Source organism: Leeuwenhoekiella sp. A2 (assembly GCF_047946655.1).
Taxonomy (GTDB): domain Bacteria; phylum Bacteroidota; class Bacteroidia; order Flavobacteriales; family Flavobacteriaceae; genus Leeuwenhoekiella.
Genome location: NZ_CP172311.1, coordinates 1,163,667 through 1,179,434 on the forward strand (window position 1 = coordinate 1,163,667; position 15,768 = coordinate 1,179,434).

Annotated in this window: 13 protein-coding genes; 6 read left to right on the top strand and 7 right to left on the bottom strand. The window is 39.8% G+C overall.

The window, feature by feature from the left end; all coding sequences use genetic code 11:
• Positions 1–2: 2 nt before the first annotated feature.
• Positions 3–1,775 (bottom strand): 1-deoxy-D-xylulose-5-phosphate synthase, encoded by a 1,773-nt coding sequence (locus ACH3PA_RS05180; protein ID WP_416446535.1) that lies wholly within the window; start codon positions 1,773–1,775, stop codon positions 3–5.
• A gap of 140 nt (positions 1,776–1,915) precedes the next feature.
• Between ACH3PA_RS05180 and ACH3PA_RS05185 the strand changes: the two genes are divergently transcribed.
• Entirely contained in the window at positions 1,916–2,365 is a 450-nt protein-coding gene (locus tag ACH3PA_RS05185) for a nucleoside deaminase (RefSeq protein ID WP_416446658.1), read from the top strand.
• A 65-nt stretch (positions 2,366–2,430) separates the two neighbouring features.
• On the opposite strand, the gene ACH3PA_RS05190 is transcribed toward ACH3PA_RS05185, so the two are convergent.
• Positions 2,431–4,116, bottom strand: a complete 1,686-nt coding sequence (locus ACH3PA_RS05190) for a beta-N-acetylhexosaminidase (RefSeq protein ID WP_416446533.1) — start codon at positions 4,114–4,116, stop codon at positions 2,431–2,433.
• Positions 4,117–4,245: 129 nt separating this feature from the next.
• Between ACH3PA_RS05190 and ACH3PA_RS05195 the strand changes: the two genes are divergently transcribed.
• Entirely contained in the window at positions 4,246–6,150 is a 1,905-nt protein-coding gene (locus tag ACH3PA_RS05195; protein ID WP_416446531.1) for a DUF294 nucleotidyltransferase-like domain-containing protein, read from the top strand.
• A 1-nt stretch (position 6,151) separates the two neighbouring features.
• Positions 6,152–6,823, top strand: coding sequence for a PolC-type DNA polymerase III (locus ACH3PA_RS05200; protein ID WP_416446529.1), 672 nt, complete (start codon positions 6,152–6,154; stop codon positions 6,821–6,823).
• Positions 6,824–6,830: 7 nt separating this feature from the next.
• Here ACH3PA_RS05200 and ACH3PA_RS05205 read toward each other — a convergent pair whose 3' ends face one another.
• Together ACH3PA_RS05205 and ACH3PA_RS05210 are read right to left on the bottom strand one after the other, a co-directional pair.
• Positions 6,831–7,412 (bottom strand): hypothetical protein, encoded by a 582-nt coding sequence (locus tag ACH3PA_RS05205; RefSeq protein ID WP_416446527.1) that lies wholly within the window; start codon positions 7,410–7,412, stop codon positions 6,831–6,833.
• Entirely contained in the window at positions 7,405–7,881 is a 477-nt protein-coding gene (locus ACH3PA_RS05210; protein WP_416446525.1) for an ankyrin repeat domain-containing protein, read from the bottom strand. Before ACH3PA_RS05210 ends, ACH3PA_RS05205 begins: the two co-directional genes overlap by 8 nt.
• Positions 7,882–8,159: 278 nt before the next feature.
• Between ACH3PA_RS05210 and ACH3PA_RS05215 the strand changes: the two genes are divergently transcribed.
• The 3 genes from ACH3PA_RS05215 to ACH3PA_RS05225 all read left to right on the top strand — a co-directional run bounded on the left by ACH3PA_RS05215 (position 8,160) and on the right by ACH3PA_RS05225 (position 12,203).
• The gene (locus ACH3PA_RS05215) at positions 8,160–9,320 is read left to right on the top strand and encodes a serine hydrolase domain-containing protein (protein WP_416446523.1); all 1,161 of its coding nucleotides are present in this window, start codon (positions 8,160–8,162) and stop codon (positions 9,318–9,320) included.
• Between the two features lie 71 nt (positions 9,321–9,391).
• Entirely contained in the window at positions 9,392–9,901 is a 510-nt protein-coding gene (locus ACH3PA_RS05220) for a DUF1440 domain-containing protein (protein WP_416446521.1), read from the top strand.
• A 106-nt stretch (positions 9,902–10,007) separates the two neighbouring features.
• Positions 10,008–12,203, top strand: coding sequence for an FUSC family membrane protein (locus ACH3PA_RS05225; protein WP_416446519.1), 2,196 nt, complete (start codon positions 10,008–10,010; stop codon positions 12,201–12,203).
• A 125-nt stretch (positions 12,204–12,328) separates the two neighbouring features.
• Here the strand turns inward: ACH3PA_RS05225 and ACH3PA_RS05230 are convergent, their stop codons facing one another.
• The 3 genes from ACH3PA_RS05230 to ACH3PA_RS05240 all read right to left on the bottom strand — a co-directional run bounded on the left by ACH3PA_RS05230 (position 12,329) and on the right by ACH3PA_RS05240 (position 15,722).
• Positions 12,329–14,101, bottom strand: coding sequence for a serine hydrolase (locus tag ACH3PA_RS05230; protein ID WP_416446517.1), 1,773 nt, complete (start codon positions 14,099–14,101; stop codon positions 12,329–12,331).
• A 101-nt stretch (positions 14,102–14,202) separates the two neighbouring features.
• On the bottom strand, positions 14,203–14,976 hold the full coding sequence (locus tag ACH3PA_RS05235; protein WP_416446515.1) for a class I SAM-dependent methyltransferase: 774 nt from the start codon (positions 14,974–14,976) through the stop codon (positions 14,203–14,205).
• 74 nt (positions 14,977–15,050) lie between these two features.
• Positions 15,051–15,722 (bottom strand): hypothetical protein, encoded by a 672-nt coding sequence (locus ACH3PA_RS05240; RefSeq protein ID WP_416446513.1) that lies wholly within the window; start codon positions 15,720–15,722, stop codon positions 15,051–15,053.
• Positions 15,723–15,768: the final 46 nt, after the last annotated feature.

The window sequence follows — 15,768 nt, forward strand, 5'->3', positions numbered from 1 at the left end:
TTTTAGACCATTTTTAACCGATTTTCAATCAATGTAGTGAGGTTTTTAGAGGTTAGTCCACATAAATCATAGAGTTGGCCTACGGTGCCTTGCTCAATAAAATGATCTGGTATACCTAAGATTTCTAACTTACCTGTGTATTCTTTCTCAGCCGAATATTCTGCAACAGCGCTGCCAAATCCACCAGATTTGATACCGTCTTCAAGCGTGATTACGTAGCTGTATTTTCTAAAAATATGGTCAAGGGTTTCAAAATCCAATGGCTTGATAAAACCAAAATAATAAACGGCAACTTCACCTTCAAAGGGAGTTGCCGCTTCTATTGCCAGCTGTGTCATATTTCCCGTCGCCAATAGTGCAACATGAGAACCTTCAACAAGTTTTTCAGCTTTCGCGAAAGCAATTTTAGAAAAGGGTTTTTTCCAGTCTATGGTAATTCCTTTTCCGCGCGGATATCTTATAGCGATAGGATGCTCAAGACCTAATTGTGCCGTGTACATGATATTACGTAGCATTTCTTCATTTCGCGGAGCATAAATTATCATATTGGGTATGCACCGTAAATAGGCAATATCAAAAATACCATGGTGTGTGGCTCCATCCTCGCCTACTAATCCGGCTCTGTCAAGGCAAAAAATAACAGGCAGATCCTGCAAAGCAACATCATGAATAACCTGATCGTACGCACGCTGTAAAAATGTGCTGTATATGTTGCAAAAAACGATGCTTCCCTGTGTCGCCATCCCTGCCGCCAGCGTTACCGCATGTTGCTCTGCTATACCCACATCAAAAGCACGCTCAGGAAAAACACTCATCATATATTTTAACGAACTGCCGGTAGGCATCGCCGGAGTTATTCCAATAATATTTTTATTCTTTTTAGCCAGTTCCACTAAGGTTTCACCAAATACATCCTGATATTTTGGCGGCTCAACAGCATCTGATTTTGGCTTCAATTCGCCCGTTTTTGCATCAAATTTACCGGGTGCGTGGTATTTTATTTGATCATCTTCGGCTTGTTTTAAACCTTTCCCTTTTGTTGTGATTACATGTAAAAATTTAGGACCATCTATTTTCTTTAGAACTTGCAGTATTTCTAAAAGCTTATCAATATCATGCCCGTCTACCGGGCCAAAATATTTAAAATTCAAAGCTTCAAATATATTTTCCTGCCGCTGGCTCCCAGATTTTACATTAGTGAGATATCGCTTAAGAGCCCCCACACTAGGGTCTATACCTATGGCATTATCATTTAAAATCACCAGTAAATTAGCATTTGTAACACCTGCATGATTTAAACCTTCAAAAGCCATCCCGCTGGCAATAGAAGCATCGCCTATTACCGCAATGTGCTGTCTTTTAATATGACCTTGTAGTTGTGCCGAAATTGCCATACCTAAAGCAGCAGAAATAGAAGTGCTTGAATGACCGGTACCAAAAGTATCATACTCACTTTCCTTTATTTTTGGGAAACCACTAATACCACCTAATTGCCTGTTTGTATCAAAAATATCCCGTCTCCCGGTGAGGATTTTATGCCCATACGCCTGATGCCCAACATCCCAAATAATCCTGTCATCAGGAGTGTTAAAGATGTAATGCAGTGCGATTGTAAGTTCTACCACACCAAGGCTTGCGCCCAAATGTCCTTCTTTTGTGGCTACTATATTTATAATGAATTGCCTCAATTCTGTGGCCAATTCTGGCAGGTCACTTGTATTAAGTTTTCTAAGATCTTTAGGATCATCTATGAGTTGTAAAAAACGATCTGGCATAGGAACAAAGGTAGCCGAAAATCAAGAATTCTAAAGCAGTCTGTGAAGCAGGAATATAAATTTGATTTAAAATATACGGCTTGAACGAAATTGTAAATAGGAGGTTTGTATTTTTATGATCTACAATTAAAAGCATGGCATTGATACAACCTTTTGATGATTCTTACTTTATGAAAAAAGCATTGCAGGAAGCTGAAGTCGCATATGACCTGGGCGAAATTCCTGTGGGAGCAATTGTTGTCGCAAACAATACTATTATTGCTCGGTCACATAATCTTACCGAAAGACTTAACGATGTAACTGCTCATGCAGAAATGCAGACAATAACCGCTGCCGCAAATTACCTGGGCGGGAAATATTTAACTAATTGTACCATGTACATTACCCTGGAACCTTGCCAAATGTGCGCGGGTGCTTTGTACTGGAGCCAGATATCTCGCATAGTATTTGCCGCTGCAGATGATGTGCGTGGTTATCGCAAAATGGGAACGCAATTACATCCTAAAACTAAAATCACAGAAGGTATTCTGGAAAAAGAAGCATCCCAACTATTAAAACGCTTTTTTATAGAAAAACGAAATCTTAATTAATTCTTTTTTCGTCACCCTGAAACTGCTCAGCATTATATCAGTAATTAATTTAGAACTAAACAATTCTATTCTGATTTTACTACCTCTGTTTCAGGTATTGTCTTTTTAGCATAATTCACGTCAAAAAAGGTGTACATCTTCTCAAAATCGGTCAAACGACGGCTAAAATCGGAGAAATCACGGCTATTTTTAGGAGACCAAACCACCTCAGCAAGTGCAGTCATACGCGGTAAAATCATATATTCTACGTAATCTTCAGAATCCATATATTCTGTCCAGACATTTGCCTGAGCTCCCAGAATATGTTGTGCTTCCTCATCGGTGAGTTCTTCTGGTGTGGGTTCATAACCATATACTTTTTCTAAAGGCAGAAAACCACCTATTGCAAGCGGTTCATCATCAGGATTTGCCTGATATTTATCAAAATAGCAAAAATCTCCCGGTGTCATGATCACGTCGTGTCTTTGTTTCGCGGCAGCGATACCACCATCAATACCTCTCCAGGACATTACTGTTGCATTTGGCGCAAGCCCGCCTTCTAATATTTCATCCCAGCCTATGATGCTTTTCCCCTTTGTATTTGCAAATTTCTCGATGCGTTGTATAAAATAACTTTGTAGTTCATGTTCATCCTGCAAATTATTATCTGCTATTTTCTTCTGGCAATTTGGGCAGCGCTCCCAATTAGCTTTAGGGCTTTCATCACCACCTATATGAATGTAATGAGATGGGAAAAGCTCCATAACTTCTGTGAGTACATTTTCTAAAAATGTAAAGGTTTCTTCTTTACCCGCGCAATACACATCATCAAAAACTCCCCAGGTTTCCTGAACTATTTTTGGCGTCCCGTTCTGTTGAAATTCTCTGCCTTTTTTAGACATCATATCATTACCTACAACGGTTTTCTCATCGGGAAAACAGCTTAAATAAGGATAGGCAGCAATAGCGGCGCTGCTGTGACCCGGTAATTCAATTTCAGGAATAATTGTAACATGTCGCGCCTGTGCATACTTTACCACCTCTTTAATTTCATCCTGAGTATAGAAGCCACCATATTCTTGTTGATCATTCTCTGTTCCCGGATTATGCCCTACAATTGTTCCATTTCTAAAACCACCCACTTCTGTAAGTTTAGGATATTGTTTTATCTCAATGCGCCAGCCCTGATCTTCTGTTAAGTGCCAGTGAAAGGTATTCATCTTATGCAAAGCGATGAGGTCTATGTATTTTTTTACAAAATCTACCGGAAAAAAGTGACGGCTCACATCTAAGTGCATACCGCGATAAACATACCGAGGAAAATCTGTGATCGCAACAGCAGGTATCGTTTCTTTATCATCATTGATCAATTGTCTCAATGACTGTATACCGTAAAATATGCCGCTTCCGTCTTTTGCAACTATAGTTACACTTTCGGGATTTACAAGCAGCTTATAACCTTCTTTATTTTCAATAGTATCATCGAGTTGTAATGTGATTAAACGATCTGAGAAATTAGCCTCGTCAACAATTTTAATATCCTTGCCTGTTACATCCTTTAATAATTCCTGCAAATAAGTTGCTTCCTGAGAAAGTTGCGGGTCTGCCGTTAGTGTAGTCTCCTTAGTTAGATGAAACTGCCCCATATCTGGCACAAGCTCTACAGGCTTAGGTATAATAGCATAATCTTCTGGTTCATTCTCTGTTTCCTGGTAAGAGTTTGCGCAGCTCGCCAGACTAAATACACAAAAAAGCAGGATTATACTTCTCATAATTTTAACGGTTTAAAACAATAAATTAATAGAAAATGGTGGTTTACCAGTAAATATCGGTAATATCTTCGTATAAATCAGAATTTTGAACCTGTCAAACTTTGTATTTTAGCTTAAAAGTTTTCATTTATGAAAAACACGATTGCAGAACGTATTTATGACTTTTTAAAGCGATATCCTCCTTTTGTATTTCTTGACGAACAAAGTTTGCTGGAAATCGCAGGCCAGGTAAAGGTGATCTATTTCGAAAAAGACAAAGCTGTTTTTAAAGAAAAAGAGAAGAATCACGGGATGTTCTATGTTGTAAAAGATGGCGCTGTGCGTGTACTGCGAACAAAAGATAACCAGCAGCAGATCGTAGATATTTGTGATGAGGGCGATATTTTTGGTCTACGCCCCTTAATTACTAAAGAAGATTATCAACTTACTGCAATGGCAAATGAAGAATGCATTATTTATGGCGTGCCCATAGATCTGTTTTTGCCTATCGCTTTAGATAACAAATCTGTAAGCAATTTTCTTATAGCCAGTTTCGCATCAAATGTGAGCGACCCCTATTCTCTTGAAGAAAGCGGCAAATTGTTTACCGAATATAGCGTAGAACGCAATAGCGAATTATTTGATCTCCAAAAAGCGAGGTACACTAAAAACCCCGTAACCTGCCCTCCGGATACGCTCATTAAAGATGCAGCAAGCATGATGTCTATAAGGCACATAGGCTCTATAATTGTCACTTTAGACAAAAAACCGGTTGGTATTATCACAAATCGGGATTTGAGAAATACGATCGCAACAGGCCAACATGCGGTCACAGAACCTGTAAAAAATATAATGAGTTCTCCTGTACGTTGTTTTCAGAAAGGACCCACGGTGGCGCAGGCGCAGCTTATTATGTTGAAGAATGACATCAATCATTTATGTATTACAGAAGATGGTACTCCAGATACAGAACTGCTGGGATTGATCACACAGCAGGATCTTGTTGTTTCATTTGCAAATAATCCCGTTGTTCTAATTAAAGAAGTAAAACGTGCAAAAAATGGTAAATCTCTTCGTGAAGTGCGCATTAAAGTATCTGAACTTCTTAAAAAATACCTCGACCAAAACCTGCCTTTATCGCATATCTTAAATATTTTAAACGAAATAAACTATGCAGTGACCGTACGGGCAATAGAGCTTGCGCTGAAAAAAATGCCTTCTGCCCCACCCTGCAAATATGCATGGTTAGCATTAGGCAGTCAGGGACGCAAAGAGCAATTGCTGTTGACAGATCAGGACAATGCAATAGTTTTTGAAGATGTACCTGAAGATGAGTATGAAGACGCAAAAGCTTATTTTCTCGAGTTAGCCCGCCTGGTAACAACAACTTTACACAAAGTAGGATACGCCTACTGCCCGGCAGATATGATGGCAAGCAACCCAAGATGGTGCCAGTCTCTGCAGGAATGGAAATCACAATTCAGTAACTGGATATCATCCCCCAGCCCTGAGAGTTTACTGCTGTCTGCAATATTTTTTGATTATAGTTATGTACATGGCGATACACCGCTGGTAACAGAACTTTCAGACAGTATTTTTAAAGTGCTTGAATCTAATTCAATATTTTACCGGCATATGGCTCAGGATGCGACTAAGAGTCCGTCACCGCTGGGATTCTTTAGACAACTTCTGGTAGAAAGCGATGGTGAGCACAAAGATTTTTTCGACATTAAAGCCAGAGCGCTTATGCCACTTATTGATGCGGCGCGAGTTCTAAGTCTGCATAATAAAGTGCGCAATATCAACAACACCGCCGGGAGGTTTGAACGGCTTGCAGAACTCGATCCTAACAATAAAGAAGTTTATGAAGGTTGCTCTTATGCGTTTAAGGCTTTGTTGAAATTTAGAACTAAACAAGGTATTCTTCATAACGATTCCGGGCGGTTTATAGAATTGGCTACCTTGAGCAAAGCTGAAAAACTAAAGCTCAAACGCTGCTTTAAACCTATACGTGATATTCAGGAAATTCTAAAGATTAGATATCAATTGAGTTAATATGATCAAACTACCCTTTTGGAACAACAGAAACAAGAACGCACCAGATTTTTACAAGCAATATTCGGCCCATTTTGTTAACCAAAAAGCACAACTTCTTGAAAATACACGTTATGTGGTTTTTGACACAGAAACCACAGGGCTTGACTATAGAAAAGACCGTATTCTAAGTATTGGCGCCGTAAGTCTTACCGGGAATACAATTGATGTTTCAGACGCGCTGGAAATCTATGTGCAGCAAGATGTTTTTAATGAAGAATCTGTCGCAATTCATGGTATTTTAAAACATGGCAAATACTACAGCATTTCTGAAGAAGAAGCTATAAAGCGATTTATCGCTTACATTGGCAATTCGGTATTAGTGGGGCATCATGTAGGCTTTGATGTGCGCATGGTAAATTATGCTTTAAAAAGATTGGGAGCTCCTAAACTTAAGAACCAATTGCTGGACACGGGTACTTTATATAAGAAAACTATACACGCCGTAAACGTGGTCTCACAAGAAAAACATTACAGTCTTGATGAGTTGTGTGCAGATCTTAAAATAGAAAAGACAGACCGGCATAAAGCTTCTGGTGACGCGTATATAACAGCGATGGCATTTCTTAAAATTAAAAGCCGTCTCCTAAAAACAGGTAAATTCACTAAAAAAGAGCTTTACAAGGCTCGATAAGCTAATCTTAGTTTATATGATCTTCTGCCAGTAGTTGATCTGCTAATTGTTTCAGGTTATTTTCTTTGAGAAAAGGCTTTTCGGTTTTTGCCCTAATATGGGCGATTTTTGAGGCAAAAGGCACGTTTTCTTCTTTACTCAAACGATTTAGATGCTCATCAAAACAATTGTAAAGTATGCCGTTTAATGAAGTGTCTATACCGCCGGCGTTGAATTTTGAGATCAGTTTTTTACAGCACGAAAGAAAAAGTTGAGGGTGACCAGAAAGACTGCTTACAACCGTATTAAAATATTCTAAAACATCCTCACCACTATGCGTTTCGCAAATGCTTACAGCATCATTAGACTCATTGTCCGGGCGAAATATCCAAAGGTTTTTTGCTATAAATTTGCTATAATCCTCATCTGCCAGGTAGTAGACATCAAGTCCCAAACCAGTACTTATCACAAATACATCTGCACCTAAAGCACGCACCAGAAAGTTTAAAAAATCCTCCTCACGATCTGGCGTAAGTAGTCGCTTTCGCTTATAGCCCTTGTTTCTAAAGCGTACAGAATGTAATCGTACTAATTTGCTGGTGCTAGTCATTTTCTTCAATTAAGTTAACAATCTCTTCAAGACCTTGCATACGTGCATGATCTGCGGCGCTTTGCCCTCTCCCGTCTTTCACATCTCTGTCTGCACCTTTTGCCAATAACAATTCTACAATGTCTTTTTGGTTAAAAGTAGCAGCATAAATTAGAGCGGTGGCGCCATTAAAATTGATGCAGTTAACATCTGCCCCGCTATCAATTAACAGTTTTGCCATTTCAGGGTAACCTTTAAAGCAAACACCCATTAGAGCTGTGTTGCCAGAGGCATCCTGCGCGTTTATATTTTTATCATGTTTAAGTATTTCTTCTGCTATATCAACGTGCCCGTAATAAGTAGCCAGCAGTAATGGTGATGACCCCCGCTGGTCTTTTGCGCTCGCTAATTCAGGATTATTGCTAAGTATATTGTGCACTGTCTCTTTGTCTTGAGAGCGTATGGCACTAAAAAGTTGTTCTGTTTCCATATAAATAAAAATAATGATTTTTAATCAAAAAAAGCGAGGTGCGATATTTAAATACCAGACCCCGCTAAGGTGAATAAAACCTAAAATAAATTGTCTGCTATAGCAAACATTTCTTTGCGGTGAAATTAAGCTACTACTCGATTTGAAAACCCATACGCTCATACCATCTTTATATTTTATCATAATAAAAATTTATACTTAATGTAATTATTATTATAAAATTCAATAGAATGCTAATTATAGGTAATTTGTAAATTAACTGCTGTAAAAACCAACCTATGAAAAACATTAATTACTTCACCCTATGCGCATGCTTGTTCTTTTTTATTGCGGCAAAAGCGCAGAATACTTCTTATTATTTTCCCGATTTTGGGGCAAAATGGACCGAAAAACAGGCCAAAACATACGATATTTCACAACTGGCACTTGATAAAGCGGTCGCTTTCGCGAAAGCGAATGAATATTCAGAATCGCGAGATCTGCGACAGGCGATCTTAAAAGGGTTTGAAAGTGAACCGTATCACAAAATACTTGGCCCTACTAAAAAACGGGGTGGCCCGGCAGGAATGGTTCTTAAAAATGGATATCTCGTTGCGCAGTGGGGAGATATAAAAAGAGTAGATATGACCTTTAGTGTGACTAAAAGTTTCCTCTCTACAACTGCGGGTCTTGCTATTGATGCAGGTCTTATCCCATCAATTAATGACACGGTAGCAAATACGATCTGGGACGGCACCTTTGACGGTGCGCATAACAGCAAGATCACCTGGAAACATCTGCTAGAACAAAATTCTGACTGGAGCGGTGAGCTTTGGGGCGGCAAAGACTGGGCAGACCGCCCGCCGCGTACAGGAAGCACAGATGACTGGAAATATCGCGAACTTAAAGAACCGGGAACTTTTTTTGAGTACAATGACGTGCGCGTTAATGTTCTGGCTTATGCACTTACTAATGTATGGCGTGAACCGTTGCCTAAAGTACTTAAAGAAAAAGTGATGGATAAAATAGGCGCTTCTACAACCTGGCGCTGGTTTGGCTATGATAATTCCTGGATGAATATTGACGGACTACAAATGCAATCTGTAAGCGGTGGCGGTCACTCTGGCGGCGGTATGTTTATAAGTGCTGAGGATATGGCGCGTTTTGGACTTTTATTTCTCAATCAGGGAGCGTGGAAAAATGAGCAAATTATACCTAAAAAATGGGTAAAAGACATCAGAAATCCTTCTGTGCCTAATCCTAATTATGGTTATATGTGGTGGCTTAATGAGCAGGGACCGCGACACTGGGAAGGACTTGATGATAATATTTATTATGCAGCCGGTTTTGGCGGGAACTTTATCATTATTGATGAAGCTCATGACCTTGTTGTGGTAACGCGCTGGCTAGAACCTTCTAAAGTAGGGGAGTTCATGAATCTGGTAAATGACGCACTATGATGCAAAAGCCTTGTTAAAGCGTACAGCGCTAATCAGGAGAATCTTTAAATTTAGTCAAAATTTACAACCATATGAGCAATGCAGTAGAAGCCTGGTTAGACAGAGATTCATTAGCCTCTAATGTAAGCCGCGGATTGATTTCAGGAATCGTGGGTGGTCTTGCGGGTACTTTAATAAAAACGACTATTGAGCGCATTTTACCCGTGCGTAAGCCCAATACAAAATCTGCCAAATTGAAAATGGTAGACGATCTTTCTATAAAGATCACAGGTGAGCGCATTAGTGAAGGCAATGAGGGCATTGCAGAGCAACTGGTCAATATTCCTTTTGGCGCAAGCCTGGGTGCAACTTACGGTTATGCAAAACGCGATGACCTTAAACCCAATATTCTGGAAGGAGCAGTTTTTGGCGCATCAACATGGTATGGTACACATGAGACCTCACTGCCTATGTTAGGCTTAAAAGAAGACCCTAAAGATATTCCCTTACAATTACAGGCAAATGAGTTGATCGCTCATATTGCCTTTGGCGTGACAACAGAACTTGTAAGGAGTTATATCGCAAGAAAAATGAGGGATTGAAAACAGAAATAACACAAAATCGCTCATAAATCTTTACATTTCACAAGGCTCAATGTTAAGATGAGGTCTCGCCAGACATATTTCTCATTCAATCTAAGTTTCCTTGATGAAAAGCAAAATCTACAATGACTTTCTTCACTTTATAAAAAGCACAGATTTTGCTAAGGCAGTAACGATAGCAGTTGCCATTGTAACACCTATTTTTATAGGTTACGAGACCGGTTATTTTGAAGCTGGACTTGCTATTGGCGTGGGTTCACTTCTTAGTTCGCCAAGTGATATTAGCGGCAGCGCTAAACATAAACGCATCGGTATTCTTATTTCTGCATTTATCGCAGTTATTTCAAGCATAATTGGCGGCTATTTACCTTCTAATGTATTTATACAGATTCCTATTTTAGGGATCACCATGTTCCTTATGGCCTATTTTGCCATTTATGGCTTTAGAGCTTCCTTAGTAGGTTTTTCAGGATTGTTTGCGCTTGTTTTAAGCTTCGCGAAATTATCAACGGTTTTGCAGCCATATGAAAGAGCGATATTAATTGGCGTGGGCGGTTTGTGGTATCTGTTGCTCACGTCTATAGTTGATTTTTTGGCTCCTAAAAAGCAAACCGAAGAGTTCCTGACGCAATCTCTAAACCTCACTGCAGACTATCTTAAGATAAGAGCGCTGCTTTTTAAAAATCCTACCTTTAGAAAGAAAGGTTTTTCTGCGTTGCTTGAGCTGCAAAGCAGCATCAATGAGAATCATGAAAAACTAAGGGAAATCCTTATAAATTCAAGAAAAAGTGCAGGCGATTCTTTGTATGAAAGCAAACGATTACTGGTTCTTATTCAGCTTATCGATATTCTGGAACTGGCTATGGCAAACCCGGTGAACTATGAAAAGATGGACGAACTTCTGGAAAAATATGCCCCGCAAAAAGAAGCCATTCATAACCTGGTAATGAGCATGTCTGCCCGCTTAAAAAATATTGCTTATGCGATTGAGAGGGGTAAATCTCTCAAAAGTGATGGTGATCTAAAACATACGCTTGAGCAAATCAATTCTTCAATGGGAGGCATTAATAATAACCTTAACGTCTGGGATGAAGGATATATCACACTTAAAAACCTGTATGATTATCAAGAACAGCAGATAGAAAAGATCAATACGATCGAGCACATTTTAAGTACAAAAGAGGTGACAGACCTCAACTACGCACGTAACAAGGTCTCGAGACGTTTTCTCACACAACAGGATTATAATCCAGATTTACTTTTAGAAAATCTAAGTTGGCAATCACCTATTTTTAAACACGCATTGCGGCTGGCAGTAGTTATTATGATAGGTTTTGCAGTGGGTTCAATTTTTAAACTACAAAATCCATACTGGATCCTGCTTACTATTATTGTGATCATGCGACCCAATTACGGTCTTACTAAATCACGATCTATACAGCGTATTATTGGTACCGTGATAGGCGCGGTTATTGCTGTGGGCATTGTGCTTCTTGTGCATAATCTTATGCTGTTTAGAATTCTTGCCATTCTCTCGCTTATTTGTGCCTTTGCCACTTTGCAAAAAAACTACAGGACCGCGGCTATTTTTATCACGCTAAGTGTGGTTTTTGTCTATGCGCTGCTTAAACCCGAAGTTTTTGAAGTGATCGAGTTTAGAGTGCTTGATACAGGCATTGGCGCTGCCCTGGCCGCTTTGGGTAATATATTCCTGTGGCCTAGTTGGGAGGCGCTGGGCATACGGAATGTTTTCACTACCAGCTTAGAAAAAAACCGGTTATTTCTTGAAGAAATCGCCACACACTATCAAAAAAAGGGAACGATGCCTACCACGTATAAGCTTTCGCGAAAGCAGGCTTTTCTCGCAACTGGCGAATTGAACGCAGCGATGCAACGCATGTCACAAGAACCGTCAAGCCAGCAGAAAAATTTTGATACTGTTTATGAGTTGGTAATTCTTAATCAGACATTTTTGAGTGCGCTGGCTTCATTGAGCACTTATATTCAGAATCATGCGACTACAGAGGCTTCTTCTCATTTTAACAGCTACACCAAATCTATAGTGCAAAATCTGAAACAAGCTGAAAGTATGCTGCAACATAGCAAAATTGACATTGACCTGGTTGACCACAAGGAAGCCGAAGATTATATGCAAAAACGCTATGAAGAATTATCAGATTCTGTGAGTGAGCATAAATATGTTGAAGTTCAGGAAGCACAACTTATTAAAGAGCAATTGCGCTGGCTGCGCTCAATAAGTGAGGAAATCATAGATCGTATTAAAGATATTGATGGGTTGTAAATGAGGTTTTAGTCATGCTGAACTGGTTTCAGCATCTCATTGGCTTATAGCCATTATGATTATGCGACCCTGATCCCAAAAACTTTCGGGACAGGGTGACGACAAATGGTGTGCAGCAAAATCATTTAATTTGAATCATACGGAATATAGCCTTCCCATTTCCACGGGGTGAAGGTATCTGCGATTGTGAACTCAAGCAGCTCTTTGAAAATGCTTTCGGCGTTGTCACTATTAGAAAGAATCACTACGCCCATTTTCTGCTCTGGGAAAATGATTGAATAATGCTGAAATCCTTCCCCATGACCTTCTTTAAAAGCGCCTTTCCCATAAGGCGAATCTAGTAATCCCCAACCCAAACCGTAACTGAGTTTTATATCGTCATTTTCGTTTGAGGTTTTAGAAGCTGAAGGACCAAACTGCGCTTTAGAATGTATATCAATATTAGGCTGAAACATGAGTTTTGTAATTTCAGAATTGGCTGTATTAAGTTCTAAAATATGCTTTACAAATTTGGCATAATCATCTGCTGTGGTCACCATAGAACCGGCAGCGGCGCTTTCATCTGCGACGTCTTTTGCAACCACTTTCTCGTCTTTAGTATGACCGTAGACATACTTATCTTCAAAACGTGTTTGCCACAGATAACTGGTCATATCCATCTTTAAAGGATCAAAAACCCGCTCTCTTGCTAATTCTTCCAGTCCCTTTCCTGTGATGTGCTCGATCACGTATTGCAGCAACATCATACCTTCACCTGAATAACTGTAATTTGTTCCCGGGTCAGAGTAAAACTTCAATTTTCCCTTGGGTTTAAATTTACCTTTCTTGCTTATCCAGCGCCAGTTGGGCAAGCCTGTGCTGTGCGAAAGACACATTCTGGCGGTGATCTCTTTATAACGATCATCATTTGCAAGATCATGAAATTCACGCCACTCTTTTGCCAGCTTCATCTGTGGGATGGGAACATCAAGATATTCCTGTAGCGGCTTATCCAGATCTATCACACCTTCATCTGCAAGACCGGCGACCAGATAACCAGAAACTGCTTTGCTTAACGAAGCGCCGTAAATGACTCCATCGGTTTTTAAAATTGTGTTGTTCTCTTTATTTGAATAACCAAAAGCTTTCGCGAAAGCGATCTCGTTATCATTAAAAACTGTGACCTCAATCCCTGTAACATGTGCAGCTTTTGTGAGTTGCTCAATTTTCGCGCTAAGCGAATCTACAGTTATCGAACTTCCGTCAAGTCGGTTGATTTGTTGTGCCTGAATAGATCCAAAACTCATTAAAGATATTACCGAAAAAAGCACAATTACAGCCGATTTTTGAACTTTTTTACCCGATTTTAGAAAAGGAATTGACAGCGGATAATAACAGGTCTGGGTTTTTATCGCGCGTATAATATTGTAGATCATGACGACCATAGTAAACGGAAGTACGGCTATGAATAAGAAAAACCCGAAACCTTCTACGGTGACAAGCGCTATAAATGAGAGCGCAAAGAGCAAGGTCATGGTAATCTGAAAGTTGATGACCTTCACGCCGTGCTCGTCATAAACTTTATTGTCTTCCCGTTTATGAATCCATAAAAAGAGCGGGAACAGAATATTACACAGCGGCAGGATTGTACCCAGAATGGGTGTGCCGTGAATAAGCAGCAACCACTTTTTTACAACAGCTTCTTCTTTGGGATTTTCGAGAATTAAAAGATCATCTACTTCTACCTCTAAAGCGGCGGCGAGTAATTTTACGGTTTGCAAATGCGGCTCTACCTCACCTTTCTCAATACGCTGAATGGTGCGCACGGTAACCTGAGTTTTTTCAGACAGGTCTGCCTGAGTCAATCCTTTTAATTTGCGTTGGTAGATAAGGTTCTTTCCTATTGTGGGACTTTCCATAATTATTGATTTTTAAGTCTCATAAAACTATGTCGCCAGACTTGCGCTTTTAACGACATTAGGGTGTCACCTACCTGTCATTTACCGGTTTAACCCAGGGATTATAAGCTTTTATAAGCAATTACCCGCAAACGTTTATAATCTGCAACCCATTTACCATCTTTAAAAAGTTTTGGTTTTAAAACCTGCTGCGCTTCTTCTTTTATTGCCTCAATATCATTTTTAGTAACTCCTTTAAAGAAGTTTCCGCCAAACATCGCCAGCCAGTCTTTAATGCCCGTGGCTTCATCTGCCAGTTCTGTGGGGCGGTCGTAAAGTTCGCTAAAACGCACATCGAAACCTGCTTCTTCAAGCGCTGTTGTGTAAGTTGCGATAGATGGGAAAAACCACTGCTTATAATTAGCCTGCTGCTCATACCCTCGTTTTGCAAGCGCCTGCTTTAATGCGGAAACGATAGCAGCCACATTGCCTTTGCCGCCCATTTCTAAAACCAGCCTGCCACCGGGTAAAAGCGCCTTATACATGCAATTTATCGCTTCTTTGTAGTCAAGAACCCAATGCAAAGCGGCGTTGCTGAAAATAGCGTTGTACTTTTCGCTAAAGCGAAAATCTGTCGCGTCTGCTACCTCAAACTGAAATTCAGGATAGGTATTGCGCGCTTTTTCTATCATTTGGGGCGATTTATCTATGCCTGTGACCGCTTTTGACTTTTCTGCAATTAAAGCGGTTAATTCTCCCGTGCCGCAGCCCAGATCTAAAATACGTTCTTCAGGTTGTGGATCGAGCAATTCTATGAGCGAAGAACCGTAGCCAAAAACAAAGGCATATTTTGTAGTGTATAAATTGGCGTCCCAAAGTTGATCTTCTGCTTTCATCTCATCTCGTTTAGACTAATAAAGATAAGAAAAGCAAAATTTGGCTACAGCCAAAAGCGCTGAAGAGTGGTTAACTATTTTTCTTCGTAGAAATAACCTTTAAAAAGTTCCTGTAATTGCTTGTCTATAACTTCGGGATCTGTGGGTTCTTTCTCTACCGGCGGCACCATTTTGTAATAAGCCACGTCGTTCTTTTCGGCATCAAAAATAAATGCGTAAACCGTTAAATTAGACTTTATTGGCACCGGTGTATACATTCCTAATGTGAGAATGCCAATTGCGGCACCTTTTGCAACCTGACCACCGTAATTTCCTTTGCGTCTGCCAAAGCCTGTGGCGACTACCGAAAGGGCAAATCGCTCACCATTACTTTCTATCAATGAATCTATTGCCGGCGTTAATGCAATACCGTCGAGTTTCTTTTTTTGAAATATCTGCTGCGCAATAGAACTAAGCTCTATTTCTACTTTGTTCTTTACGGTATCATTAGGAAAAGTAAGTTGTTGTGACAGCCTGAATTTTGCGCTGTTCTTTTGCAAAAGTGAATCGAGCGCTGTTTTAGTAAGCGTAGAAAGTGAATCGCTAAATGCAGATTTGTTGCCTTTTTCTATACGCTGAATATACGACACGGGCTCGAGATAGCTGAGGTTTGAAATTTGTGACGGAGTTACTGAAGAAGTGAGAAATTTGTTGGCTCCGCAAGAAGTGAGAACCAAAATTAAAGCCAGAACTAAAAGTCTTTTCATATTTTTTACCCTGATTATTACCAGCGATTTAGGAAGGTATTTCTTA